Consider the following 26,804-nt stretch of genomic DNA (forward strand, 5'->3'; position numbering starts at 1 on the left):
CGAAAGTGAGAAAAAGTGCACTTTTGCGACATTATGTCGCACTGAAAAAATGCAAAATTGCTCTACTATAGCGGCAATTAAATGAGTAAAAAATTCCTGTTGTTATAAATAGTTAAACATTAACACGCAGGTGATGATATGTCAGTAGTACCACCAATTGCGTATTATGGCTTAAATTATTAATGGTAAGGAAGTCTTTATGTCAACATTTCTCTATAGAGTGTCGAGTGTTATTTTGTTTAGTTTGACCATCTTTATGGTGAGTGAAAATGTTGCAGCAGAACAAAATAGTAAATTAAAGGGGCCAAAAGCAGGTCAAATGCAAAACTGTGAAGAAGCCACTATTGTCTGTGCTAAAACAGCTACTGCTGCTTTTGCTCCTAATGGTGATTTATGGCGGGTATGGGTGCAAAACTATCGCTTATATTTTCAAATATCTAAAGATAATGGGGCAAACTTTTCTAGTGCTAAACGTGTAGATATTGCGCAAGAGGAAATATCAGCCCGTAATGAAAGTCGACCAAAAATAGCGTTTGATGGTTTTCAAGGTGTGTATTTGTCTTGGACAACACCTAAAGAGGAAAAGTATACGGCAGATGTACGCTTTAGCTATTCAAGTGATTATGGCAAAACCTTTACCCAACCGATAACTGTTAATAATGACAATTTAGTAACAGGGCACCGTTTTAATGAGCTTTTAGTTAACAATGAAGGTGACATTAGTATTGTATGGTTAGATGCCCGGTTAGCTTATCAATTGCGCTTAGAAGGTAAGCCAGCTAATGGCTCTGCATTATTTCTTGGGAAAGCTAACTTTAGAAAAGATGACACTGTTTTCTCAAATGAACAGCTAGCTAATAACACGTGTGTATGTTGTCGTATTGCTATGGATTATAATGCGCAGGATGAGTTAGCTATTTTTTGGCGACATATTTACGGTGATAATATTCGTGAGTTTGCCTTGTTAACGGTAGAGCAAGGCACTAATGCGCAGCAAGCGCCTTATCAAATAAGTCATGATCTGTGGAAAATTAATGGTTGCCCCCATCAAGGCGGTGGTATTAGCGTTAATGAAAATAATCGCTACCATATGGTGTGGTTTAACCAAGGGCAAGTAGGTAAAGGTATTTTTTATGCTTGGAGTGATGATCAAGGGAAAACCCTTTCTACGCCTATTTCTGTTGGCGAGCAAATGGCTCAAGCGGCTCATCCCCATTTGAATAGCAACGGGAATAATGTAGATATTGTTTGGACACAATTTACGGGCACTGAGCATCAATTATGGCATCAACGTTCAACTGATGATGGTAAAACATTTACAGCAGCTCAATTATTGGCAACAGCGACTGAAGGTGCTGATCGCCCTTTTATTATTAAAAAAGAAGCGAATAGTTATGTGTCGTGGCACCGTTCTAAACAAGGTCATTTGGTACGGGCATTATGAACTATATAAAACAGTTGATTTTTATTACCTTGTTTAGTGTTTGTTGCTGTATAAACGTAGCATATGGTAATTCAATCGCCTTTAATAAAGAGCAATTGACAAAGATTAAAGTTGAAAATAAAGGTAAGCAATGGTTAATGTTATTGTGGTCTGTGGATTGTCCACCATGCTTTAAAGAGTTAGCTATTCTACAAAAATTGAAAAATAAATATGATGATTTACCTGTGGTAATTATTAATACCGATGCTGACGATGAAAGTGTTGAAGAGCGAAAAGCCGTGATTAATAAATTTGAATTAAACCATTTAACCAACCTTCACTTTGTTGATGGTAAAGCAGATCAAAGCAGATTTTTGATTGATCCTCAATGGTATGGCGAATTACCTCGCAGTTATTTTATTGAAAAAAATGGTCAGTTTCATGGAAAAAGTGGTTTAGTTAATAAAGTTATACTAACTAAATGGTTATTACCTTAGTTGCGTAAACGACAAATTGCTACTTAAAAATTACGAATTCTGTTTTATTGATTGCTCTTTATTCGTTATAGTTTTCAATTTATGGAATAGCAGTGTTTTTTGGGATAAGCTTTTTTTAAAATGAGACATGGCATGGCAGATAGTTTAAGTACGCAGCAAATAGTAGTAGAAGAATACCTTTTATCTAAACCAGAAACATCTATGTATTTTCCGTTTGGTGATGATGTCAAAGTTTTTCGTGTAAAACAGAAAATGTTTGCCACGCTATCCTTTGGTAAAGGAACTGAAAAAGATACGGCTGGAAAAATGGCAGGGTACTATTGCGTTAATTTAAAATGTGATCCTGATGAAGCGGTGATGTTGCGTGATATTTTTGCCAGTGTTATTCCTGGTTATCATATGAATAAAGCGCAATGGAATACTGTAATACTTGATGGCTCAGTGCCACAAGGCGAAATTGAGCGCATGATCGATAATTCGTTTAGTTTAGTCGTGAGTAAAATGACCAAGAAAGATCAGCAGTCGATTTTAGTACATTTGTAATTACTTTATGGATTAAATACGTTTAGCCGCTATTTTATACACCGAATTTTTCTCTCTTTTTCCAACCGCGACAATTGATACTATAATTTCTAAATCGCGTACCTGATAAACTAAGCGATAACCTGCTTTACGGAGTTTAATTTTATAGCAATCTTTCATACCATTAAGGCGAGAAGATTCAACTTTGGGCTTATCTAATCTTGCGATTAGCTTCTTTTTAAATTGAGTTCTTATCGTTGAGTCTAATTTTTGCCATTCTTTAAGAGCATCTTGTTTGAAAACTAGCTCATAGGTCATCTAAGCTAACCTTTATTTCAGGTTGGCTTTTACGTTCTTCAACTATTTTCGCTAGTTCCAAGTCTTCTAATTTATCCATTAGTAGCTCATAAGCTTCTGCTGGTATGCAGTAAAAAGCGGGCTGATTACGGTTAAGTACAGCTACAGGAAATCCATCACCTTGGTTAACTACGGCCATGGGGTTTTTTTTAAGTTCTGAAATGCTAGTTGTGCTTTCAGCTAATATAGTATGCATTATCTTTCCAACTAAACCTTTTTAGAGTATTAATAATAGGTCATATGGTTTTTTATTTCAATATAGTTATTATTAAAGGTAAGAGAGTAGTGCTAATGTTTATATAATTAAAAAATTCTGGAATACAATCATCTTAGATAACTCAATTTCTCAAGGTGAGATTCAGCGTATGATAGATAATTCGTTTAGTTTAGTCGTGAGTAAAATGACCAAGAAAGATCAGCAGTCGATTTTAGTACATTTATAAACAAGCATCTAACTTGTTAAATGAAGTTCGTATTTCATCTGTTGGTGTAATACTCGAATAATAAAAATGTTATGTTGGCGTACTTGAAAATATACGGCGTGCTTTCTAAACAAATATCGAAAGTAACCTTTTCTTATATCCTCAACTTTATGAGCCAAATCTGGTTCGTTTGACAGCATAACAAAACATTCTTCAAGTGCTAATAAGTAAGATTCGGCTTGGATAACATTGAAGTTTTTATAGGTATATTGAAAAATATTTGCTAAATCTGTTGAGGCTTTGTTGGAAAGAATATATTTAGTCATTTTCTATATTTTTTCTTTGCTGATTAATAATATCTGCAACAGTTAAGGGGCTTTCCCCGCTCATCTCACCTTCAACTAACGCCATCCGTATGGCTTCTTTTTCACTTTGATTGTGACGGATCAGATCTCTAATATAATCACTCGCATTGGCAAAATGCCCACTAGTTACTTGTTGATCAATCCAGTGTCTCATTTCATTTGGAATAGATATATTAAGTGTTGCCATGGTTACTCCTATATATTCTTCAGTTACAATGAGATTATTTTGGCATATATTGGCAAAGTTTGCCATTAAATAGTTTTTAATAGCGCTAATGTTTATATGATTAAAGCGCAATGGAATACTTAATGGCTCAGTGCCACAAGGTGAAATTGAGCGCATGATCGGTAACTCATTTATGTTGGTCGTGAGTAAAATGTCTAAAAAAGATCAACAGTCAGTATTACTTCATCACTAATTTAGCGTTTGTTTATTTGCGCCAAATTATCAAACAAACATTTAATTGGTCATATTTTTATTAAAAAAACAATGTAATTTTTGCGACTAAATAACTCATTATCACGGTAGAAATAGTGCCAGCAAGGTGTTATTTACGTTTGTCTTCTATACAATCAAAGTTATTAATAATTAAGGTGTGAGTGAATGAAAACTCATTTTTTTAAGGTCTGACTATGTATTTATTATTTCGTATTATCATGCTCTTGGTTTTATCTAGTTTATCACTTGTTGTTTACGCTGATGAGTTATTTACTGCCGAAGATATATTTTCACTAGAGTATGCTAGTGATCCTCAAATATCACCTGATGGTACAAAAATTGTTTATGTTAGAAACTCAAATGACATTATGAACGATGGGACAAATACCAACCTGTGGTTAATTGATGTTAAGTCTAAACAGCAAGTACCACTGTTTTCTGATGATAAACAATATTCGCAACCTCGTTGGTCTGCTGATGGACAAAAAATCGCCTTTGTTAGTAACTTAACGGGGAGTTATCAAATTCATGTGCATTATTTAAAAGAAAATAAAACGGCTTTGGTTAGCCAACTACAAAGTAAGATTTCAAATTTAACTTGGTCGCCAAACGGAAAGTGGTTAGCATTTGTTCAAAAAGTAAAAAAAGAGCCTACGGTCATTGCCAATATGCCGAAAAAACCGAAAGGGGCGAAATGGAACAAACCTGTTGTTGTAATTGATCAAGCATACTACCAAGCAGACGGCAAAGGGTTGCTTAAACCAGGTTACCAGCAAATATTTATTCTACCTAGTGAAGGCGGAACGCCACGCCAATTAACTCATGACCCTTATCACCATCAAGGAGCATTAGCATGGAGCCAAGACAGTTCTTCTATTGTTTTTTCTGCTAATAGACTAAAAGACTGGGAATATAAACGATTAGAAGGAAACTTATATCAGGTATACCTTGCTACAGGAGAGTTAATTGAACTAACTTCATCACCAGGAAAAGAGTACAACCCTGTTTTTTCTGAAAATGGTAAAAAATTATCATTTTTGTCTGGTTCAAATGCATTAAATCCCTACCGCAATGCCAAGTTACATATTATGGATTGGAAAACGCAAAAGGTTTCCGAATTAACTAAAGATTTTGATCGTTCTGTTCGTGGTCAACAGTGGTTATCTAATACTCGTTTAGCGTTCAGTTATGATGACTTTGGTAAGCGTAAGCTTGCCACTATTAATACTAAAGGTAAGATTACAGACTTAACTGATACGCTTTCTGGTACCACTTTAGGTCGTCCATACATTAGTGGCAGTTTTACTGCTTCAACAAGTGGTATAGTGACATATACTTATGGAAATACATCTAGCCCCGCCAATGTTGCTGTGATTAACCGTGCGGAAAAATCATTAGTATTGACCCAATTAAATGAAGACTTATTAGCACATAAAACATTAGGAAAAGTACATGAAGTCAGCTATAAATCTGCATTTGATGGTGAGCCTATTCAAGGCTGGTATATTACGCCTCCCAATTTTGATCCTAAGAAGAAGTACCCGCTGATATTAGAAATTCATGGTGGGCCACATTTAGCTTATGGTCCTCATTTTTCAGCAGAGTTACAGCGTTATGCAGCCCAAGGGTATGTCGTTTTTTATAATAATCATCGCGGTAGTAGTTCATATGGCGAACGTTTTGCGATGTTGTTGAAATATAAATATAGTTCGATAGAAGATTTTGCCGATCACGATTCTGGTGTCGATGCTATGATTGACTTAGGCTTTGTTGATGAGAACAATTTATTTATCACAGGTGGTTCTGCAGGTGGTATAGCAACCGCTTATGCTATTGGCCTAACGAATCGTTTTTCTGCTGCAGTTGTCGCTAAACCAGTCATTAATTGGTTAAGTAAAGTATTAACTGCAGATAGTGGTTTAGGGCAAATACCGACTCAATTTCCTGGGATGCCGTGGGATCATGTTGAACACTACTGGAAGCGCTCGCCCATGTCGTTAGTGGGCAATGTAACCACACCCACGATGCTAATTACGGGTGAAAAAGATTTACGTACACCTATGGCACAAACTGAACAGTATTACCAAGCACTAAAATTACGAAAAATAGATACTGTGTTAGTCAAAGTGCCTGAATCTTATCACGGTATTGCAGCTAGGCCTTCGCGAATGATAACTAAGATAGAGCATACGCTTGCGTGGTTTGAAAAATATAAAAGTAGCGAAAAGTAGTGTGAATATTTGAATAAAGCTCAATTTCACAAGGTGAAATTGAGCGCATGCTCGATAGCTCATTTATGATGGTGGCTAATGATTCCAATGAGCAGGTGATGCAGTATTGAATCGAGATATTTTTTTATCTGGGTCACCTTTTAATTGATAATAATTATTTTGATATATATTCCAACGGCACAAGTCGATTGGTGTTACTTCAGAGGCATTAATTGAATTGATAGCGCCTGAAATTTCTAACCCTGCGGCAACAAGTTCAGAACAAAAGAATTTACTAAAATCCTCTTTGTTGAATGTTGGTCCATGCAGATCAAAAGGCAAGTTATCTAATGCATCAACGGCTGATTTTATGGCTTGTGGCATATCGTAAGGTTTTTTGTTTTTTGCTTGGTTGAATAAAAAATTGTAAAAAGACTTAGCATCGAAAACTGCCCTGTGATTATCACTGAGGGGAAGCCACCACAGTTCGCCTTCGTAGGTGTTAAGTCTGTCGCTAAATCTTGATATATTTACGCCATTAAAGCCATTTAATGAGGTTGATTCTATAATTTGGTTGAAAAATCTATTCGTATCATCTTCTGTTATTTTGGTTTGAAGAATAACCCCCACATGAGAAACGCTAGAAAACGTAGCAAATTTGATGATTTCTGAAAAGTGCCCTTTTCCGCCAAAGGCAATAACATCACCTGGTTTCATGAGTTTTCTTGCTTCATCATATGAAATTTGATTTACAGACATGGTTTTCTCCTTTTTAAATACACCAAAAAAACAGAATAAGAATTGAATACTTGGCCGTTTTGGGTGGTTAAACAGTACGATTAAATTAGTTTAAGAAACAAACTTCTAAAAATTGACAACATCCTTGCCTATTACGACAACCGTAAATTATGAGTAGCAAAACTTTGCTCTAACTAGAAAACATAGTAGATATTTAAATAAATTCAAATTTTATTTATTGAAGCGCTATTTGATTAGGGTATTGCTTTATACTATGGCTAGGTAAGTAAGAGTGTTGCTGTGCCTAAAAAAGCAAATATTCCTACCACGTCAGTGACGGTTGTAATAATAACACTGCCAGCAAGGGCAGGATCAATATTAAGTCGTTTTAACAATAATGGAATAAGAACGCCCGATAAACCTGCGGCTGTCATGTTCATTAACATGGCAAAAGCTATTACCGCGCCTAACATCAAGTCTTGTTTCCAAACAGAAACAACTGTGGCAATTAATAGCGCCCAAATAACACCATTTAAAAAGCCTATTGCCACTTCTTTGTTTAATAGTGCTCTGGCATTACGATTACCCACATGACCTAATGCCATACCACGAATAACTAAGGTTAAGGTTTGATTACCTGCAACGCCGCCCATACTGGGTACCAAAGAGTTAAGTACAGCTAAAATAGCCAGTTGTTGAAAAATGCCTTCAAACATACTGGTAACGGCAACGGCGAGTAAGGCTGTAATTAAGTTTACGCCTAACCATAAAGAACGCTGCTTTGTACTTTTTATAACAGGGGCAAATGTATCAGCTTCATCATCTAAACCCGCCATACTCATCATACTATGTTCGGCATCTTCACGAATTATATCAATAACATCATCGATTGTGATACGACCCAGTAAATGTCCTTCTTGGTCGATGACAGGAGCAGAAAACCAATCATGTTTTTCAAACAATTGAGCCACTTCTTGTTCTTCCATACTCGCTTGTACAGCTTCAATTTCGGAATCTATTAGGCTTGAAATAATAACTTCTGGCTTAGCCGTTACAATAGCGGCCAGTGAAACGGCACCAATAAAGCGATTATTTCTGTCTACCACATAAAAAGAGTCGGTTGCTTCTGGCAGTTGTCCTTTCAGTCTTAAATAACGTAATACCACGTCAACACTTACGTCTGGACGTAAGGTAATGGTATCGGTATTCATTATACCGCCAGCAGTATCTTCGTCATAAGAGAGGGCGGTTTCTACTCGACTCCTGTCTTGGGAGTCCATTGAGTTAAGTACTTCTTGATATACTCTGTCAGGTAAAGTACGTAATACTTCGGCTAAATCATCAACATCCATGCCTTCTGCAACAGCAGCAAGCTTCTCAGGGCGCATGCTTTGTAATATGCCTTTACGTACCTCTTCGTTGAGTTCTTCAAGCACTTCGCCATGGTGTTCAACATCAATGAGTTGCCATAAAACAGGACGACTTTTAGCTGGAGAAGATTCAAGAAAAAGTGCTAAATCATAAGCGGTCATGTCTTGTAGTAATCTGCGAACATAAACAAACATGCCACTATCAAGTGCTTCATTAACTTGATGTAGTCGTTGTTGAATAGTTTCTTGTTCTATTATGTCAGGCATAGAGATTACTTGGATGTTAGAGTGACGATCTATACTAATGTTATTAAATGCTTATTACAGGTCTATTAATACCAATTAATATTTATAATTACTAATAAGTTTATCGTAAGTTTGTATTTCTTGCAGCAATTTTACGTCGTTGCTGTAAATTATTCCTCTTCGTCAAACTTATCCCCAATAAGCTGTCCTATTGCGGCTAAAGCCTCTGGTGCATCAGTACCTTGGGCGGTTACTTTTACTGTTTTACCTTGTGCTCCAGCAAGCAACATAATCGCCATGATGCTACTTGCGTCGGCTTCTTTTTCTTCAAGAGATAATGTGATTTCTGCTGAAAATTTTTGACAAAGTTGTGCCAATTTACTCGCGGCTCGTGCATGTAAGCCAAGTTTGTTAATGATGGTTAATTCTTTACTGACTATAATATTGTTATGAGTTGGCTTGGAGGGCATGGTGATTTACTCTTTAGTTTTTTTAATATCTCTATGGTGAGTTTGCACATCTTTCTTCTCTTTGCGAAAGTTACTGGATAATAATTCTGCAATATAAACTGAGCGATGTTTACCACCAGTGCAACCAATGGCTATGGTAAGGTAGCTTCTATTATTGCGTTCTAAATGGGGTAGCCAAGTCATCATGAAACTATTAATTTGCCATACAAATTTTGTCACAATGGGTTGGCTGGCAAGAAAGTCTTTTATTGGTTGCTCTAAACCTGTGTAGGCTTTTAATTCTTTTTCCCAGTGCGGGTTAGGTAAAAAACGCGCATCAAAAACATAGTCAGCATCAGCAGGAATTCCATGTTTAAAACCAAAAGATTCAAAGACTAATACCATTGAACCTGTTTTTTTACCAAGAATGCGTTCGCGTACTAAATCGGCTAATTGATGTGGACTTAATTGAGTTGTATTAATATACAGGTCAGCATTAGTAGAAATAGGGGTTAGTAGTTTTTTTTCCAACGCGATAGCTTGATCTAATGGAATATTTTTTTTAATAAGTGGATGCAGGCGTCTAGTTTCACTGAAACGTCGAATAAGATCATTATCATCAGCATCTAAAAATAAGGTAGTAATATCAATCGCATTTGGCAGATATTCGATAACTTCTAAAATATCATTAGGATCATTTGGTAGGTTTCGAACATCTAAGCTTACAGCAACATTTTCATAATCGTGAATAACAGTATGAGTTAATGCGGGTAATAAGTTTACAGGAATATTATCAACGCAATAATACCCTAAATCTTCTAGCACCCTTAACGCAACTGATTTCCCAGAGCCAGAACGTCCACTAACAATAATAAGTTTCATAAGTTAAGCCTCGACTTACGGGTACAAAGTTTCGTGAAACGAGTGACTCTCAACACGCAATTTTCTATATCATTGCAACTTTAAGTTGCTTGTTGAATAAGATTAAACATTTCTTGTTGATTTGTGCATTTTCGTACTTGTTTGGCTGTTTTACGATTACTAAACAGCTTGGCTATACTCTGTAATGTATCTAAGTGTTCTTGTGTACTATTTTCAGGCACAAATAAACAGATGAATATATCAACAGGTTTGTTGTCTATTGCGTCAAAATCTATGGCTTGCTGAGTTGTTAAAAATACGGCGATAGCTTTATCTGTATTATTTAATCTACCATGAGGAATTGCAATACCATTGCCAATACCTGTACTACCCATTTTTTCACGGTTGAGTAAACTATCCAGTAGGTCGGTTGGACTAGCGGTTCCTAATTGCTTAGCGGCAAGAAGGCAAATTTGTTCAAGTAGGCGTTTTTTACTTTGTACTGGTACTGCACATTGCGTGCAGTCCAGTGTTAATATGTCTTGTAGTGTCATAATTTTTTATATTATTGCGCTAATGTTGCGATATTTTGCCTTTATATTTAAGCACTTGGCGATCTAATTTATCAATTAAAGTATCTATTGATGTATACATGTCAGTATTGACTGCTGAAGCATGAATTTCATTGCCTTTTAAGTGCACCGTTGCTTCCGCTTTTTGATCTAACTTTTCTACTGTCAGTACCACATGCACATTCGTGATGTGATCAAAATGTCGTTCTAATTTATCAAATTTAGTATTAACGTATTCTCTTAATGATGAAGTTAGGTCTACATGGTGGCCAGTAAGGTTAATTTGCATAAGTTCGATCCTTATTATCTTAATTGAGCTAGTATATAGCTATTATAGTAAACTCTTACGTTGATTTGACGGGGGAATAGACAAAGATTCTCGATATTTGGCTATGGTTCGTCTCGCAACATTAATTCCCTGCTCGGCCAGTAAATCAGCCATTTTACTATCACTTAGCGGCTTAGCAGGTGTTTCCGCTAGAATGAGTTTTTTGATTAAAGAACGGATAGCGGTTGATGAACATTCACCGCCATTTTCTGTGCTAACGTGACTTGAGAAAAAGTATTTTAATTCAAAAATTCCCCTTGGGGTATGCATGTATTTTTGGGTAGTTACCCGTGAAATCGTAGACTCATGCATATCTACTGCTTCTGCTATATCATTCAATACCATGGGACGCATAGCTTCTTCGCCATGCTCAAAAAAGCCTTGTTGGCGTTGAACAATACAATTAGATACTTTTAATAGGGTGTCGTTACGTGATTCTAAGCTTTTAATAAACCATTTAGCTTCTTGTAGGTTGGCGCGAATAAATTGGCCATCACTGCTTGATGACTTGGTAGTTTTTGTCATAGCGGCATATTGTTGATTTACGGATAATTTAGGGGCGGTATCTGGGTTTAATTCTACCACCCAGCGACCATTTTTTTTCTCTACAGACACATCAGGTATTACATATTGATCATCATTTTTTGCAACAACATCACCAGGGCGCGGATTTAAACTTTGAATTAATCGCATCACTTCACGCAACTGATCTTCTTTAAGACGCGTTTTGCGCATGAGTTGTCTATAATCACGGTTACCAAGTAGATCAATATGCTCTTTAATGATTAACTTACTTTCGTTTAAATACGGAGTAGTTGGCTCAAATTGATTTAATTGAATCAGCAAACAATCAGCAATAGAGCGAGCGGCAACGCCGATAGGATCAAAAACATTGATACGCTTTAATACAGCTTCTACTTCGTCAAGTTCCAGTCCCTCTATACCAACACTTTCTAAAATGTCTTCACTTGACACTGTCATATAACCTGCGTCGTCTACCGCTTCAATAATGGCGATAGCGACAGCTCTATCGGTTTCTGAAAACGGGGTTAACTCCATTTGCCATAAAAGGTGATCTTGAATAGAGTCGGTTGTTTCACCTTGATAAGTATAATCTTCACTTGGGCTACTAATTGCGCCTGTATTTGATGTGCCCGCACTGTAACTTTCTTCCCATGTTGTGTCGATATTTAGCTCTTCAGGAATATCATTTTTTTCCATAGCTTCTGTTGTGCTGATTTCATCAATGGTTGCGGATGAATCTTCACTGCCATCAGTGGCAGTCTTTTCAGAAGTTTTTGCTGAAAAGGCTTCTTCAAGATTATCTGAATTATTATTTGAATCATTATCAGCGCTAGTATCGGATGCTTGTTGCTCATTCACTTCAAGAAGAGGATTACTTTCAAGCACTTCTTGAATTTCTTGCTGAAGTTCCAACGTTGATAACTGCAACAGCTTTATCGCTTGTTGCAGTTGTGGCGTCATGGTTAGTTGTTGTCCTATTCGGAGCTGCAGAGTTGGGCGCATCTACGTTTTCTAATTCCTATTAATAATTTTATTTATTTATTTAATTTTCATAATAATAAGCATAGCTTAAGTTTTTATGTCTGTGCTAACTATAGCGTGAATTGCTCACCAAGGTATACATCTCTTACCTTTTGATTTGCAAGAATTTGATTTGAATCACCTTCGGCAATAATTTCTCCGTGGCTAACAATATAAGCATGTTCACATACATCAAGTGTTTCACGCACGTTATGATCGGTAATTAATATACCAATTCCACGATTTTTAAGGTGAATAATAATTTTTTTTATATCGCCAACAGAAATAGGATCAACTCCAGCAAAGGGTTCGTCAAGTAAAATAAATTCAGGCTCTGCAGCTAGGGCTCTAGCAATTTCTACGCGTCTTCTCTCACCACCTGATAAGCTCATACCTAAGTTATCTTTAATATGACTAATATTAAACTCTTCTAACAGGTGTTCTAACTTAGCTTGCCTATCAAGCTCACTAAGGTTCTTCCTTGTTTGTAAAATAGCCATAATGTTATCGGTGACGGTAAGTTTTCTAAAAATAGAGGCTTCTTGTGGTAAATAACCAATGCCACGGCGTGCGCGTTCATGCATAGGGGCAAGTGTAACATCTTGATCATTTAGAATGATTTTACCATCGTCGTTGGGTACTAACCCAACAATCATATAAAAAGAAGTGGTTTTTCCTGCGCCATTAGGGCCTAGCAATCCTACAATTTGACCCGCTTTCACCGTTAAACTAACACTTTTTACTACTCTATTATGTTTATATGACTTCGATAACCCTTGGGCTATTAAGGTTGATTCTTTTGGTGTATTCTCAATACTATTCATTATTACTGTCATTGTTCTTTTTATTTTGCTGAGCTTTAATTTGAGCTGGTTGTAAAACAGTAGTGACGGAATCGTCATTTCTACTTATGGCTTCTAATTTTTCACTTAATGTATTGTAAGTGATTGTTTCACCGGTAACTTTGCTGCCAGCTTGTTTGACTTGTGCATTACCTGAAACAGTAATAATGTGCAGGTCAGGTTGATACTTTATTTCATTGGCTTGTAAGCTAATTAAGCTGCCGTCTTCTAATGCTTGCTGGAAAATAGCGGGATCACCTTTAGCCAGATAAGTATCTGATTTTTCTTTCGTATTACTGTCAATGCCACTATAAACTTGCACAATGTCTGCAACAATTGAAATGGTACCTTGGCTGATATTCACCTCATCCAAATAGCTTGCTATTTTATTTTTTAAATCGGCTGATTGACGTTTAGACTTTATTGTAATTTCTTGCGTGAGATCTTTTTTGGCTGCAAATAGAGGTGCTGATAAGCCGAAAACTAATGAGCCAAGTAATAAACTTTTGCTGAGTTTTTTAATAGTTATCAAGGGACTAACTATTACTTTTTTTATAAATGGTACGTACATGTTCAGTTAATGTCATCTGTTTGGTGTTTAAGTCAATTATCAAGCCAGATCCGTACATGGTGAAATCCTTTCCTTGGACCATGACGGTTTGATCTGAGCTGATAATGTTAGTATTTAAATCGAGTTCTAAATATTTACAATGTATTTCTTGTATCAAACTATTTTTATCTGTTGCGCTTAAGTGTACGCGATGATTTAAAATAACCCTATTGTTTTTATAAAGTGTTGCTTCTTTTGCGCTAATATTCCATGGCAAAGCTTTTTCTTCAGGTAAGGGCGTTGCTGAGTTTCTGTCTTCTAATTCATTATTGTTCAGCTCGTTGGAGTCAATTGATTTTGCCGAATTGTTGTGAGGATATAAAGTGTAATTAGGCAGTTCAAAGTGGGTTACTTCAAGCTTGGCATAGTGCTCCATACGATCTGCAACAATGACATGAGAAAGCTGTCCTGATTTAGTATATATGTCGGTTTTTAGTGCTTCAGCAATAAAATCAGGAGTGAGTTTACTTTCAATGTTTTCATCGGGCACTATTTTTGACTGTCGCCATTCAATAATACCGTAAGCCATCGCACCTAGCACTAAAAATAGAAAAGTTAAAAAAGTAGTGCGTGTCATATACTCGCGCCCGTTGCGTCATTAAGGGTGCCTTGGGCTTGCATTATTAAATCGCATACTTCGCGTACTGCACCGAAACCACCCTGAGTAAATGTGGTGTAATCTGCTTTTGTCGACACAGCAGGGTGTGCGTCAGATACAGAAACTCCCAAACCTACGTACATAATACAAGCTAAATCAGGTATGTCATCACCAATATAAGCTATTTCATCAGACGAAAGCTTAAGCTGCTCTGCCAGATGCTGAAGTGCGGGGAGTTTGTTTTCTTGCCCTTGTACTATGTGTTTTACATTTAAAGCAGTCATGCGATTAGCGACTATGGCAGAACGACGACCTGTGATAATAGCCACTTCTACACCGCTATTGCCAAGTGCTTTGATACCAAAGCCATCTTTGGTATGAAATGCTTTCAGTTCTTCACCGTCGTTACCCAAGTAAATTCGACCGTCAGAAAAAACACCATCAACATCACACACTAATAGTTTTATTTTTTTTGCGCGATCAAATACTTCTTTAGTGACATCACCATAAAGTGTTTTGGTGAGTAGGTTTAAATGAGTGTTTGTGTTCTTATTCACTTAAAGTACTCCTGATCTTAGCAAATCATGCATGTTCATAGCGCCGATAGGTGTATGGTGTTCGTCTACTATGATCAAACCATTGATCTTTTTATCTTCCATAATATTCAGCGCTTGTGCGGCTAGCATATCTGCTTGTGCCACCGTGGGCGATTTGGTCATAACGCTTGTTATTTTATCTTGATGTATGTCGATTTGAAGGTCAAGAATTCTGCGTAAATCACCATCGGTAAATAATCCAATAAGTTGGTTGTTAGCATTGACAACAGCTGTCATTCCTAGGCCTTTTAATGACATTTCAACTAGTGCATCTTTGATTAGCGCATTTTCAGGAACGACAGGTAAACGTTCTCCTTGATGCATGATGTCACTCAAACGCAACAATAGACGTTTTCCTAAACTTCCACCTGGATGTGATAAAGCAAAATCATCGGCGGTAAAGCCGCGTGCATTTAATAGGGCAACGGCGATAGCGTCTCCCATTACCAAGGTTGCTGTTGTACTTGATGTGGGTGCTAATCCTAAAGGACAAGCTTCTGTTGTAATGTTAATACAAACATGTGTGTCAGCTAATTTTGCTAAGGTAGAGCTGGTATTTCCTGTCATGGAAATTAGCTTTGCCCCAATACGTTTTATTACAGGAATAATCGCTAATACTTCGCCTGTTTCACCTGAATTGGAGATGGTTAGCACCACGTCATCTTTTGTGATCATACCTAAATCGCCATGGCTTGCTTCGCCAGGATGAACAAAAAAGGCTGGGGTGCCTGTACTGGCTAATGTTGCAGCAATTTTACCACCAATATGACCAGATTTTCCCATACCAATAACAATAACACGCCCTTGACAGTGGTACATTATTTGACAAGCTTTTTCAAAATTATCATCAATGTACTGCAATAATTCTGCAATGGCTTGTTGTTCAATGTTTATTACGTTTTTAGCAATTTCTTTAAAATTCTTCATGGTGTTACTTAAATTACTTTTGTTGATTGAGCTAATTGATAGTCGTTTGACTGAAAAGCAACACTTGATACGCAAAAAAACATATCACTAATAATGCACCTTTTAAGCGGGTTAATCTAAAGTAACCAAATTTTCGACTAAAACACAATATAAATAATAAAGCAGTCACCGCTATCATGATAGGTGTATCTCTAAATGACGCTTCAGGGTTGATCTCTCCAGGCGCTATAATACCAGCAAAAGGTAATACCGCTAAAATATTAAAAATGTTTGACCCCACAATGTTGCCCATGGCTAAGTCGTCTTCTTTTTTCAATATGCTGGCTACACTTGCCGCTAGCTCAGGCAAACTTGTTCCGATAGCTATAATGGTTAACCCAATAACGAGATCGCTAATTCCATAAGCTTTTGCAATAAAAACAGCAGATCCCACAAGAAAGTGAGCACTTAATACCAGTAAGGTTATTCCAGTAATTAGCCAAAAAAGTGATTTTCCAGTGGTAGTCGGGTCGGGTAAATCTTGTACGGCTTCAATAATCATTAGATCGTCATTATTTTGATGCTTTCGTTGTTTTAATGCCTTAATTAGTAAAAAAGCAATAAAACCAAAAAAGCTGATCATCAAGACAATACCTTCAGTAAAACTAAAAAAGTTGTCTGAAAGTATCCAATAGGTAAGGAGTGTAAGTAATAGTAAAAAGGGTAATTCTTGCTTGATTGTTGAAGAAGAAACAATCAAAGGTTTAATCAATATGGTAATACCTAATACTAACGCTATGTTAGTTATATTAGAACCTATGGCATTACCAATAGCGGTATCAGGGCTTCCTTGAAATGAAGCGGCGGCGGCTACCATCATTTCAGGGGCTGAAGAGCCCATTGCAACAATGGTTAACCCAATAATCATGGGTGAAACACCTAAGTTTCTTGCTAATGATGAGGCACCTAAAACAAATTTATCTGCACTCCATACAAGTGCAGTAAAGGCAATTAATAATATGACAACGTGTACTAACATTCATGACTCCAATTTTTAGGAGTTAAATTGTCGCTGTTTGTAGCCCAAAAAAAAAGTAATTAATGAAATTAAAAGAAAATAAGTGGAATATACTAGCAAATTATTTTTTTTTTACATTTTCTAACATTTTTTGACATTTATTATTCATTAAATCGTTAATTTCTAGTGAAGAATGCGAGGTGCTCAGGTAAAATTGGTAATAATCGATCACATGTAATGGATTTTAATGATAGAAATTGACAGTAATACAAATCTAGTTGAAATAAATAACCTTACCTTTAAACGGGGTGAACGTGTGATTTATAATGATATTAGTTTGTCTATCCCGCAAGGAAAAGTGACGGCGATTATGGGGCCAAGTGGTATTGGAAAAACTACTTTGTTGCGTTTAATTGGTGGTCAAATTCGCCCACAGTCAGGACAAATATTATTTGCAGGTAAGGATATTCCCCAGCTTTCTAGAAAAGAATTATATGAAACACGTAAACGCATGAGTATGTTGTTTCAAAGTGGTGCACTTTTTACAGACATGAGTGTTTACGATAATATTGCTTTCCCTATTCGGGAACATAGTCAACTTCCTGAAGCGATTATAGAAAAAATAGTATTAATGAAACTTGAAGCAGTTGGTCTTCGCGGTGCTCGTGATTTACAACCGAATGAGCTTTCAGGTGGTATGGCACGGCGTGTTGCACTTGCACGGGCTATAGCGCTTGATCCTGAGTTAATTCTTTATGATGAACCCTTTGCGGGACAAGATCCTATTTCAATGGGCGTTATCGTGCGTTTAATTCGCGCTTTGAACGATGCTATGGGATTAACATCCGTGGTTGTTTCGCATGATGTGCCTGAAGTAATGAGTATAGCCGACTATATCTACATCATTGCAGAGCAGAAAGTTATTGGTCAAGGTACGCCTGAGCAGATAAGAGAACACGACTCTTTATTAGTTAAACAGTTTGTGCAAGGTGAGGCGGATGGACCTGTACCTTTTCATTATGCAGCACCAAATTATCGTGAAGAGTTGATTCATGATTCGCCTTCGTTAAGTCTTCGAGGAAAACATTAATGCAGCAATTGCAGTTATTAGGCAAGAATACATTAGCGTTAATTAGTGGTTTGGGGCGCGCTGTCATTGTATTGTTATCAGCATTGTTACACATTCCTAATGTGCGTAAAGGTACTCCATTATTATTATTACAGCTTTATAATGTGGGGGTAATGTCATTAATTATAATTATTGTATCTGGCGGCTTTATCGGTATGGTATTGGCGCTACAAGGTTATACCATTTTAGTTAGTTATGGCGCAGAAGCTAGCCTTGGACCTATGGTTGCTTTGTCTTTATTACGTGAATTAGGACCTGTGGTTGCGGCATTATTATTTGCTGGTCGAGCGGGGTCTGCATTAACAGCAGAAATTGGTTTAATGAAAGCAACAGAGCAATTATCAAGCTTGGAAATGATGGCGGTTGACCCGTTACGCCGTGTTATTGCACCACGCTTTTGGGCAGGTTTTATCAGTCTACCTTTATTGGCCGCCATATTTTCTATGGTGGGTATCTTAGGTGCGCACTTGGTCGGTGTTGATTGGTTAGGTGTTGATGGCGGAACATTTTGGTCTGTAATGCAAGACCAAGTTGATTTTAGTAAAGATATTGTTAACGGTATCATTAAAAGTGTTGTTTTTGCTTTTGTTGTTACTTGGATTGCTGTCTATAAAGGGTATGATTGTGAACCTACTTCAGAAGGAATTTCACGGGCGACTACATCAACTGTGGTACAATCATCTTTATTGGTATTGGCCTTAGACTTTATTTTAACAGCATTAATGTTTGCGAGATAAAACTCATAAGAAAAAATGAGTTAGTTCATGATTTTTAAGTATATTTAAAAGGCGTTTGGTGAAGGCATGATGTCAAAAAAAGTAGAATTAATGGTTGGTTTTTTTGTTGCGCTAGGGATTGCAGCATTACTTATGTTGTCACTTAAAGTAGCAAATACTGGTATTTCAGGTAGTAGTGATAGCTATAATCTTTTTGCTAAGTTTGATAATATTGGTGGTTTAAAAGTACGTTCTCCCATTAAAGTTGGTGGCGTGGTTGTTGGGCGAGTGAGTGACATTTCTCTTGATGCAAAGGATTATACTCCTGTTGTTACGATGGAAATTTACAGTCAATATAACCAGTTTTCAGAGGCGACGTCTGTGGCTATTTTAACTGCAGGTTTATTGGGTGAACAATATATAGGTTTACAGCCAGGTTTTATGGATGACTCGTTAGAAATTCTCCAGCCCAATGACTATGTTGAAGATACTAAACCCGCATTAGTTTTGGAAGAACTAATAGGGCAGTTCTTATTTGGTCAAGGAAGTGGTAGCGAATAATGAAGGAAGTGAAAATGAAGAAAACAAAACCAGTGAAAGTAGTATTATTTTTAGGTTATATTTTTTCTAGCATGCTAACACATAACGTTTTAGCTTTTGATATAGCACAAGAGCCTAGTTCATCGATAGATGAAGAAAACACTAGTTATGCAACCGTGGATAAAAAAAATCCCTATAAAATGATTAAAGAAGTTGCTGGTAAAACCTTTAAACGTTTTGCTAATGAGCAACAGGCAATTCGACTTGATCCAAATATCCTTAAAGATATTGTACGTGAAGAGTTAATGCCTTATATCAATTATCAATATTCTGCGTTTAAAGTCATTGGTCAGCAATTAAAGAATACCACTGATGAAGAGAGAAAAGAATTTGTGCCTGTTTTTAGAGAGTACCTTGTTACATCATATGCGCAAGTTTTTACTTTATATGATAAACAGCCTGTAGAATTTGCACCAGAAGAAGATTTTGCAGATAAAAAAATAGTCGCTGTAGATACGCGTGTTATTATGACGGGTAGGGATAATATTGATGTGTCGTTCAAAGTAAGAAAAGACCGACAAACACAAGAATGGAAAGCATTTGATATGATTGCTGAAGGCGTTAGTTTGCTAGACAGTAAACAAGCTGAACTTGGTGGTGTTATTCGTCAAAAAGGACTTCCTTATGTCACCGAGTTGTTGAAAAAGCAAAGTGACCGAGATATTGTTTTTAAAGATTAATTAGGTAAAAGTGGCCGTATTTGTGGAAAATATAACGTTATGTATTACTGATAATAATATTGTGCTAACAGGTGAGTTAACGCGACAAACCGTGATGACACTACCTAAAAAAAGTATTAAGGAAATTGTAAATCAAAAAACGTCAGTGATTGACTTACAACAAGTTGACCAAATTGATACTGCGGGCCTTGCTTGGCTTTTTTATTTATTAGAGCTAGCAAGTCAAACGGGGTGTCAACTTACTTTTAGCAGCGTTCCTGCTAAACTAAAGAAATTAATTAGCTTAAGTGGCGTTGACGGCTTTTTACCCGTTGAGTCGGTTTAGCTTTAAATAGCGATTAAGGAATACCTTTGGAAGTAGCAGAAATAGAAAAATTAATTAATGATGCACTAGATCTTGATGAACTACATGTTAAATTTGATGGTTCGCAATGTAGTGTAACGGCGGTTGCCGATATGTTTGGTGAATTGTCTCGTGTAAAACGCCAACAAGTGGTGTTTGCTGCATTAGCCGAACCAATAAAGGCTGGAGCTATTCATGCAGTTACGGTGAAAACGTTTACAAAAGAACAATGGAAACGCGACAAATTGTTTAATATGTAAAGGCATGCAATACTGATTAAGTAAATTGACAGCCAAGCACATTTTACTCAAATTCTGTATTTTGAGGTAATTTGGCTAAGTATCCCATAAAATTATAAGTAAGAAGTAGTCATTTTGGACGCATTTAAAGTTATTGGTGGTAAGCCACTACACGGTGAAGTCACCATTTCAGGTGCTAAAAACGCCGCACTCCCTATTTTAATGTCAGCACTGTTATCGAAAACACCTATCATTTTTAGTAATGTTCCTAAGTTAAATGATATTTTAACTACGGTAAAATTACTCGGACAGCTAGGTGCTAAAACACAGTGGTTAGGTGAAGATAAATTAAGCATTGATGCGAGTAATATTACACAATGTTGTGCGCCTTATGATCTTGTGAAAACAATGCGTGCCTCTATTCTTGTTCTTGGACCGTTATTGGCGCGTATGGGACATGCCGAAGTGTCATTACCTGGTGGCTGTGCTATAGGTGCACGTCCTGTAAACTTACATATTCAGGGGCTTAAAGCAATGGCCGCTGATATAGACGTTGAAAATGGTTATATTGTAGCGCGGAAAAAAGGTCGTTTGGCAGCGGCTAACATTTTTATGGATGTTGTCAGTGTTACAGGCACTGAAAATATAATGATGGCGGCAGCATTAGCTGATGGTATTACTGTTATTGAAAATGCGGCTAGAGAACCTGAAATTGTTGATCTTGCTAATTGTTTAATAAGTATGGGAGCAAAAATATCTGGCGCAGGAACGAATACGTTAACTATTGAAGGTGTTAATGAGCTAAAGGGCAGTGAGTACAGTGTGATGCCTGATAGAATAGAAACAGGCACTTTCCTTGTGGCAGCAGCGGTAACACAAGGAAAAGTTAAGTGCTTAAATACTGATGCTAGTGGTTTAGAGGCGGTATTATCTAAACTAACAGAGGCAGGTGCTGATATTACAACGGGTGTCGATAGTTCAGGTGCTGAGTGGATTGAATTATCAATGACACACAAACCGAAAGCCGTTAGTGTTAAAACTGCACCGCATCCAGCATTTCCAACAGATATGCAGGCTCAATTTATGACATTGAATGTATTAGCAGAAGGTACCGCAACGGTTATTGAAACTATTTTTGAAAATCGTTTTATGCATGTACCCGAACTACAACGCATGGGCGCTGATATTGTACTTGAAGGTAATACGGCTATTGTTAAAGGTGTTAGTTCATTAAATGGCGCGCAAGTGATGGCAACAGATTTACGTGCATCAGCAAGTTTAGTTATTGCTGGTCTTGTTGCAAAAACACCAACGCAAGTTGATCGTATTTATCATATTGACCGAGGTTATTTGAAAATAGAAGATAAACTACAGGCATTAGGTGCGGATATTACGCGTATACATATTAACTAATAACACATGATTAGGTTGTTTTATTTCTCACCTCCAATAAATCAACCGCAATATCGATTGGAATAAAGTTGTTGGCAAATCCAAAAGTCAGACTATGTAGTAGAACAATCTACTGTGTATTCTGGCTTTTTCGGTATTATAAACGGACAAATGCCGAAAATAACCAGCACATTCTGTTGCTTTAACTTTAAAATGCGCCTCGAAATTTATTGACTATACTAAAAACAGAAATGTTCTGTTCGTTTTTTGAGGTTTGCCCATGCTATTTACTGGTTCATTTAATACTGATTGTCCTATTCGTCAGAAAATTCGTGAGTTTTATCGTATAGATGAAAATGTTGCTGTTGATCATATCCTCCCATTTGCTGAGGTGAATGTGAGTGCACGAAGTCGTGCTTGGGAACGTGCACGTAAAATGGTTTTACAAATTCGTCAAGACCAAGAAGGTAATGGCGCTATAGATGCATTGTTAAATGAGTACTCCTTATCTTCAGAAGAAGGTGTGGTATTGATGTGCTTAGCTGAAGCGCTATTACGTGTGCCAGATAAGCATACACAAGATGCATTAATACGAGATAAAATATCACAAGGGCAGTGGAGTAGCCATTTGGGATCAAGTGACTCTTTGTTTGTTAACGCTTCATCATGGGGGTTATTAATCACTGGTTCAATGGTGAATTATGCAGATAAACGTAAACAGGATAAGTTTGGTTTATTGAAGAAAACAGTTGGCCGCTTGGGAGAGCCTGTCATTCGTAAATCAATGAATTATGCAATGAGAATAATGGGTAAGCAGTTTGTTATGGGGGAAACCATTACGGATGCAACAGAGCGTGCTGCAACAAAAGAGCAGCAAGGCTATGTATACTCATATGACATGTTAGGCGAGGGTGCTCGTACCATGTTGGATGCTAATCGCTATTTAAAGTCGTATCAAGATGCGATTGAAGTTATTGGTAAAGTTGCACTAGCGTCAGGCAAAAATGATCCCCGTCGTGTTCCTGGTATTTCGGTTAAATTATCGGCGATTCATCCGCGTTATGAGTTTACGCATAAATCTCGTGTGATGGATGAAATAGTACCTAAATTAAAAGCATTATGCTTACAAGCCAAGGATTATAATATTGGTTTGACGGTTGATGCAGAAGAATCAGAGCGTTTAGATATATCGTTAGATATTATTGAATCTGTGTTCACTGATACTGATTTAGGCGATTGGCAAGGCTTCGGTATTGCACTACAAGCTTATCAAAAACGAGCACTTTTTGTTGTTGATTGGTTAAGAGAATTAACCTTAAGAACTAACCGTCGTATGATGGTGCGTTTAGTGAAAGGTGCTTATTGGGATACTGAGATTAAAAATGCTCAAAAAGACGGAATGAGTCATTTCCCTGTGTTCACACGTAAATCATCTACGGATGTTTCTTATCATGCTTGTGCTAACAAATTACTTGATTATCGTGACAGTATATATCCGCAATTTGCCACACATAATGCTTACACTGCAGCGACTATTGTTGAATTGGCAGGTGAAGATAAACAAGGGTTTGAATTCCAGTGTTTACACGGCATGGGAGACTCCTTATATGATCAAATAGTGTCTCAAGAAAGCATACAATGTCGTATATACGCACCTGTAGGACACCATGAAGATTTACTCGCTTATTTAGTACGTCGTTTATTAGAAAATGGGGCAAATTCATCTTTTGTTAATGCTATTGTTGATGAATCTCAACCGGTAGAATCATTACTTGCTGACCCTGTAGAGAAAACCCAACGTTTAAAAGACAGATACAATAGCCAAATTGTTTTGCCTATTGATCTTTATCGTAATGAAAATAAGAAAAATTTGAATGGGCTTATTGCTCCTCGGGACAACTCTAAAGGGATAGATTTAACCGATATTAATGAAATAACCTCATTAAAACAGGCTTTAGATAATTGGTTTGTTGAAAACTTATTAAATAAAAATGATGTGCCTAATGATGTTGAAGTGGTAAAAAACCCAGCTAATCACAAAGAAATTATTGGTTTTCACCGCCATCATAGCGAAGATGACATGCGAGTGATGATTGATAATGCGGAAAAAGCTTTTGCAAGTTGGTCGAAAACACCTGTGTCAGAACGTGCGGATTTGCTTTGTCGTATTGCTGATATATTAGAGCGTCATATGGAAGAACTGATCGCCCTGTGTATTAAAGAAGCGGGTAAGGTAGCCCAAGACGGTATTGATGAAGTACGTGAAGCTGTTGATTTTTGTCGATATTATGCAGCCAGAGCGATAGAGCAAAGTGAGGATGAACGGTTAGAAGCGCGTGGTGTTGTGTTGTGTATTAGCCCATGGAATTTCCCGTTAGCTATTTTTTTAGGACAAGTGGCTGCGGCAATTGTCACGGGAAATACGGTGCTAGCAAAACCTGCCGAGCAAACAGGTCTTATTGCATTACGTACTATTGAATTAATGAAATCGGTCGGTTTACCGCAAAATGTTGTTCAAGCGGTGATGGCGCGAGGTAGTGTGGTTGGTAGTACAATAGTGCCAGATGAAAGAGTAGCGGCTGTTATGTTTACAGGTTCTACTGAGACTGGCACTCGCATTTCTCAAACGTTAGCAGAGCGTGGCGGTGACCAAGTACCATTAATTGCTGAAACAGGTGGTCAGAATTGTATGATTGTTGACTCTACTGCTTTGCCAGAGCAAGTTGTGGATGATGTTATATCGTCAGGTTTTCAATCAGCAGGTCAACGGTGTTCAGCACTTAGGGTGCTATTTTTACAAGAAGATATTGCTGACAATGTAATCCGTATGCTTAAAGGTGCTTTAGCTGAACTTTATATTGGTAACCCTGCAAAATTGAGTACCGATGTTGGACCTGTTATTGACCAAAAAGCATTGGATGCACTAAACGCACATCATGATTACATGCAAACCAACGGCAAGCTTTTATATCAATGTGACTTATTTGGAGGTAAAGAAGGGAATGAGGCCCGTGAGTCAGATGGACATTTTTTCTTTGCACCACGTTTATATGAAATTGATAATATTGATGTGCTCACCAAAGAGGTGTTTGGTCCTTGTGTACATGTTATTCGATTCAACGGTGCTGAAATAGAAGCAGTTATTGAGAAGGTTAACAGCACAGGTTTTGGTTTAACCATGGGGATCCATACGCGTATAGAGCATAGAGCTATTGAGCTTGCGAAATTATCGCGGGCAGGCAATGTCTATATTAACCGCAATATGATAGGGGCGATTGTTGGCGTGCAACCTTTTGGAGGCCGAGGTCTTTCAGGTACAGGACCTAAAGCAGGTGGTCCCAACTATCTCTCTCGTTTAGTGGTTGAAAAAGCAACACCAGATGAGGAAAAAATACAGTTATTACCAGCACAAGAACTCGCGCTAAGTGGTGATGAAAATACACAGAATCAAGCTATCCGCTTTATGGACACAGCAGAATGCGCACAGCAAAAGTGGCGTTTAACTGATTTGAACACCCGTGTTTCTCATGTACGTCAATTATTAGCTAAAATTGCTCACGTTGAAATTGTTGAAGATCTGGCAGATAATTTAAATCGTACTTTAGCCGCCGCTCGTGATCAATTAATCAATATTGAAAAGCGCATGAAAAAGCCACAGGAATTACCGGGACCTACAGGCGAATCAAATATTATTTATTTAGAAAACCGTGGAAATATTATGTGTTTTGCGGATGATAATGTTAGCTTCCATTTTTGGGTTATGTCGGTAGTTACAGCATTAGCCACAGGCAATACAGTAATTTCGGTAGTATCTGACCTGTTTTATGATGAAGCTTTAGCTTTCAGAGATAAGTTTATTTCAACAGGCGCTGATGTTGGTATTTTACAAGTTGCTAAACTTAACCATTTAGAAGCCATGCTTGCACACCCTGCCTTGTCAGGTGTTGTGGTTGACAGTAGTTGTGACAGGAAACATTATATTAGTGAAAAGCTTGCGCAACGAAGCGGAGCAATATTACCTGTTATTACGTCTGAATATTATGATAACCTTATACAACGCTTGTTAACTGAAAAAACAATCAGTATTGATACTACCGCGTCAGGCGGTAATACATCGCTGATGACGTTGATTGAAGAGGATGAATAGAATTTATTCTACCGAATTTCAGCGTTAATTTATTAAGGGAGTGGTTTCTTATCACTCCCTTCCTTACAAACTCAATACTTCTTATTCCATATCCATTCAATATATGACACTATTTGATTTAATCACTATAAAATATTGTATTTTAGATAATGAGCAAAATTAAATCCTTAGACCGTGTCGATACCGCTATTTTAAAAACGCTGCAATTTGATGGTAGAATCACCAATGTTGAATTGGCTAAAATTGTCAATTTAAGTGCTAGTCCTTGTTTAGACAGAGTTAAACGCTTAGAAGCTGAAGGTTATATTAAACGTTATGGTGCTTTTTTAAGTGCACAAAAACTCGGCTACCGCATGACCGCTTTTATACAGGTAACTTTAGATAGAACCACAGCGGATGTTTTTAAATTATTTAAGAATGAAGTGGTTAAAATAAAAGAAATAGTTGAGTGTCATTTAGTTGCTGGTGGTTATGATTATTTACTCAAAACGCGATTTTCTGATATGGACAGTTATCGATTAATTTTAGAAAAAGTTGCTGGTTTACCAGCAATATCTCAAACACACACTTACATGGTAACAGAACACATTAAAGAAGATAGCGGTGTACCATTTGAGTAGTATTGACCAGTCCCCAAACAAAGG

Annotated in this window: 30 protein-coding genes and 1 pseudogene; 14 read left to right on the plus strand and 17 right to left on the minus strand. The window is 37.1% G+C overall.

The window, feature by feature from the left end; translation table 11 throughout:
• The first annotated feature begins 199 nt into the window (after positions 1-199).
• The 3 genes from ACE1OF_RS00535 (at position 200) to ACE1OF_RS00545 (ending at position 2,463) form a co-directional block, all read left to right on the plus strand.
• Positions 200-1,444, plus strand: coding sequence for an exo-alpha-sialidase (locus ACE1OF_RS00535; RefSeq protein ID WP_448891905.1), 1,245 nt, complete (start codon positions 200-202; stop codon positions 1,442-1,444).
• On the plus strand, positions 1,441-1,920 hold the full coding sequence (locus ACE1OF_RS00540) for a TlpA family protein disulfide reductase (RefSeq protein WP_448891906.1): 480 nt from the start codon (positions 1,441-1,443) through the stop codon (positions 1,918-1,920). The genes ACE1OF_RS00535 and ACE1OF_RS00540 overlap by 4 nt, the downstream gene beginning before the upstream one ends.
• A 132-nt stretch (positions 1,921-2,052) precedes the next feature.
• Complete coding sequence (locus tag ACE1OF_RS00545; protein WP_448891908.1) at positions 2,053-2,463, plus strand: MmcQ/YjbR family DNA-binding protein; 411 nt, start codon at positions 2,053-2,055, stop codon at positions 2,461-2,463.
• A gap of 12 nt (positions 2,464-2,475) precedes the next feature.
• Here the strand turns inward: ACE1OF_RS00545 and ACE1OF_RS00550 are convergent, their stop codons facing one another.
• From ACE1OF_RS00550 to ACE1OF_RS00565, 4 genes are all read right to left on the minus strand, one after another.
• Positions 2,476-2,760, minus strand: coding sequence for a type II toxin-antitoxin system RelE family toxin (locus ACE1OF_RS00550; protein WP_448891910.1), 285 nt, complete (start codon positions 2,758-2,760; stop codon positions 2,476-2,478).
• Complete coding sequence (locus tag ACE1OF_RS00555; protein WP_448892088.1) at positions 2,750-2,998, minus strand: type II toxin-antitoxin system Phd/YefM family antitoxin; 249 nt, start codon at positions 2,996-2,998, stop codon at positions 2,750-2,752. Before ACE1OF_RS00555 ends, ACE1OF_RS00550 begins: the two co-directional genes overlap by 11 nt.
• A gap of 252 nt (positions 2,999-3,250) precedes the next feature.
• On the minus strand, positions 3,251-3,547 hold the full coding sequence (locus ACE1OF_RS00560; protein ID WP_448891911.1) for a type II toxin-antitoxin system RelE/ParE family toxin: 297 nt from the start codon (positions 3,545-3,547) through the stop codon (positions 3,251-3,253).
• Entirely contained in the window at positions 3,540-3,929 is a 390-nt protein-coding gene (locus ACE1OF_RS00565) for a type II toxin-antitoxin system ParD family antitoxin (protein ID WP_448891912.1), read from the minus strand. The genes ACE1OF_RS00560 and ACE1OF_RS00565 overlap by 8 nt, the downstream gene beginning before the upstream one ends.
• Between ACE1OF_RS00565 and ACE1OF_RS00570 the strand changes: the two are divergent.
• Together ACE1OF_RS00570 and ACE1OF_RS00575 are read left to right on the plus strand one after the other, a co-directional pair.
• Positions 3,889-4,005 (plus strand): annotated as a pseudogene (locus tag ACE1OF_RS00570) (MmcQ/YjbR family DNA-binding protein); the annotation flags it as partial. The gene ACE1OF_RS00565 and the pseudogene ACE1OF_RS00570 overlap by 41 nt on opposite strands.
• 214 nt (positions 4,006-4,219) lie before the next feature.
• Complete coding sequence (locus ACE1OF_RS00575; protein ID WP_448891913.1) at positions 4,220-6,256, plus strand: S9 family peptidase; 2,037 nt, start codon at positions 4,220-4,222, stop codon at positions 6,254-6,256.
• A gap of 75 nt (positions 6,257-6,331) precedes the next feature.
• On the opposite strand, the gene ACE1OF_RS00580 is transcribed toward ACE1OF_RS00575, so the two are convergent.
• The 13 genes from ACE1OF_RS00580 to ACE1OF_RS00640 form a co-directional block, all read right to left on the minus strand.
• On the minus strand, positions 6,332-6,994 hold the full coding sequence (locus tag ACE1OF_RS00580) for a hypothetical protein (protein WP_448891915.1): 663 nt from the start codon (positions 6,992-6,994) through the stop codon (positions 6,332-6,334).
• A gap of 257 nt (positions 6,995-7,251) precedes the next feature.
• Positions 7,252-8,610 (minus strand): magnesium transporter, encoded by a 1,359-nt coding sequence (gene mgtE / locus ACE1OF_RS00585; RefSeq protein ID WP_448891917.1) that lies wholly within the window; start codon positions 8,608-8,610, stop codon positions 7,252-7,254.
• A 149-nt stretch (positions 8,611-8,759) separates the two neighbouring features.
• On the minus strand, positions 8,760-9,059 hold the full coding sequence (locus tag ACE1OF_RS00590; protein ID WP_448891919.1) for an HPr family phosphocarrier protein: 300 nt from the start codon (positions 9,057-9,059) through the stop codon (positions 8,760-8,762).
• Positions 9,060-9,065: 6 nt separating this feature from the next.
• The gene (gene rapZ / locus ACE1OF_RS00595; RefSeq protein WP_448891921.1) at positions 9,066-9,920 is read right to left on the minus strand and encodes an RNase adapter RapZ; all 855 of its coding nucleotides are present in this window, start codon (positions 9,918-9,920) and stop codon (positions 9,066-9,068) included.
• A gap of 80 nt (positions 9,921-10,000) precedes the next feature.
• Entirely contained in the window at positions 10,001-10,453 is a 453-nt protein-coding gene (ptsN, locus tag ACE1OF_RS00600) for a PTS IIA-like nitrogen regulatory protein PtsN (RefSeq protein ID WP_448891923.1), read from the minus strand.
• Positions 10,454-10,472: 19 nt separating this feature from the next.
• Positions 10,473-10,760 (minus strand): ribosome hibernation promoting factor, encoded by a 288-nt coding sequence (gene hpf / locus ACE1OF_RS00605; RefSeq protein ID WP_448891925.1) that lies wholly within the window; start codon positions 10,758-10,760, stop codon positions 10,473-10,475.
• 42 nt (positions 10,761-10,802) lie between these two features.
• The gene (locus ACE1OF_RS00610) at positions 10,803-12,326 is read right to left on the minus strand and encodes an RNA polymerase factor sigma-54 (RefSeq protein ID WP_448891926.1); all 1,524 of its coding nucleotides are present in this window, start codon (positions 12,324-12,326) and stop codon (positions 10,803-10,805) included.
• 89 nt (positions 12,327-12,415) lie between these two features.
• Complete coding sequence (gene lptB / locus ACE1OF_RS00615) at positions 12,416-13,168, minus strand: LPS export ABC transporter ATP-binding protein (protein WP_448892090.1); 753 nt, start codon at positions 13,166-13,168, stop codon at positions 12,416-12,418.
• A complete protein-coding gene (gene lptA / locus ACE1OF_RS00620; RefSeq protein WP_448891928.1) occupies positions 13,161-13,718 on the minus strand; it encodes a lipopolysaccharide transport periplasmic protein LptA in 558 nt (185 codons plus the stop codon). Before lptA ends, lptB begins: the two co-directional genes overlap by 8 nt.
• Before the next feature lie 4 nt (positions 13,719-13,722).
• Complete coding sequence (lptC, locus tag ACE1OF_RS00625; RefSeq protein WP_448891929.1) at positions 13,723-14,373, minus strand: LPS export ABC transporter periplasmic protein LptC; 651 nt, start codon at positions 14,371-14,373, stop codon at positions 13,723-13,725.
• Positions 14,370-14,951 carry a 3-deoxy-manno-octulosonate-8-phosphatase KdsC gene (gene kdsC, locus ACE1OF_RS00630; RefSeq protein WP_448891931.1) on the minus strand — a complete coding sequence of 194 codons (582 nt, stop codon included), beginning with the start codon at positions 14,949-14,951 and terminating at the stop codon, positions 14,370-14,372. Before kdsC ends, lptC begins: the two co-directional genes overlap by 4 nt.
• The gene (locus ACE1OF_RS00635) at positions 14,952-15,917 is read right to left on the minus strand and encodes a KpsF/GutQ family sugar-phosphate isomerase (RefSeq protein WP_448891933.1); all 966 of its coding nucleotides are present in this window, start codon (positions 15,915-15,917) and stop codon (positions 14,952-14,954) included.
• 31 nt (positions 15,918-15,948) lie between these two features.
• Positions 15,949-16,935: a calcium/sodium antiporter gene (locus tag ACE1OF_RS00640; RefSeq protein WP_448891935.1), complete on the minus strand. Its 987-nt coding sequence runs from the start codon at positions 16,933-16,935 to the stop codon at positions 15,949-15,951.
• 226 nt (positions 16,936-17,161) lie between these two features.
• On the opposite strand from ACE1OF_RS00640, the gene mlaF reads away from it, so the two are divergent.
• From mlaF to ACE1OF_RS00685, 9 genes are all read left to right on the plus strand, one after another.
• A complete protein-coding gene (gene mlaF, locus ACE1OF_RS00645; RefSeq protein ID WP_448891936.1) occupies positions 17,162-18,004 on the plus strand; it encodes a phospholipid ABC transporter ATP-binding protein MlaF in 843 nt (280 codons plus the stop codon).
• Entirely contained in the window at positions 18,004-18,780 is a 777-nt protein-coding gene (gene mlaE, locus ACE1OF_RS00650; protein ID WP_448891938.1) for a lipid asymmetry maintenance ABC transporter permease subunit MlaE, read from the plus strand. Before mlaF ends, mlaE begins: the two co-directional genes overlap by 1 nt.
• Before the next feature lie 66 nt (positions 18,781-18,846).
• Entirely contained in the window at positions 18,847-19,320 is a 474-nt protein-coding gene (gene mlaD, locus ACE1OF_RS00655) for an outer membrane lipid asymmetry maintenance protein MlaD (RefSeq protein ID WP_448891939.1), read from the plus strand.
• A 14-nt stretch (positions 19,321-19,334) separates the two neighbouring features.
• Complete coding sequence (locus tag ACE1OF_RS00660; RefSeq protein WP_448891940.1) at positions 19,335-20,039, plus strand: ABC transporter substrate-binding protein; 705 nt, start codon at positions 19,335-19,337, stop codon at positions 20,037-20,039.
• 22 nt (positions 20,040-20,061) lie between these two features.
• A complete protein-coding gene (locus ACE1OF_RS00665; RefSeq protein WP_448891942.1) occupies positions 20,062-20,364 on the plus strand; it encodes an STAS domain-containing protein in 303 nt (100 codons plus the stop codon).
• Positions 20,365-20,390: 26 nt separating this feature from the next.
• Entirely contained in the window at positions 20,391-20,642 is a 252-nt protein-coding gene (locus tag ACE1OF_RS00670) for a BolA family protein (RefSeq protein WP_448891944.1), read from the plus strand.
• A 114-nt stretch (positions 20,643-20,756) separates the two neighbouring features.
• Positions 20,757-22,034 (plus strand): UDP-N-acetylglucosamine 1-carboxyvinyltransferase, encoded by a 1,278-nt coding sequence (murA, locus tag ACE1OF_RS00675; protein WP_448891946.1) that lies wholly within the window; start codon positions 20,757-20,759, stop codon positions 22,032-22,034.
• A gap of 259 nt (positions 22,035-22,293) precedes the next feature.
• The gene (gene putA / locus ACE1OF_RS00680) at positions 22,294-26,160 is read left to right on the plus strand and encodes a bifunctional proline dehydrogenase/L-glutamate gamma-semialdehyde dehydrogenase PutA (RefSeq protein ID WP_448891948.1); all 3,867 of its coding nucleotides are present in this window, start codon (positions 22,294-22,296) and stop codon (positions 26,158-26,160) included.
• Positions 26,161-26,309: 149 nt separating this feature from the next.
• Positions 26,310-26,780, plus strand: coding sequence for a winged helix-turn-helix transcriptional regulator (locus ACE1OF_RS00685; RefSeq protein WP_448891950.1), 471 nt, complete (start codon positions 26,310-26,312; stop codon positions 26,778-26,780).
• The last annotated feature ends 24 nt before the right edge of the window (positions 26,781-26,804 follow it).

The organism is Colwellia sp. E150_009 (assembly GCF_053543955.1).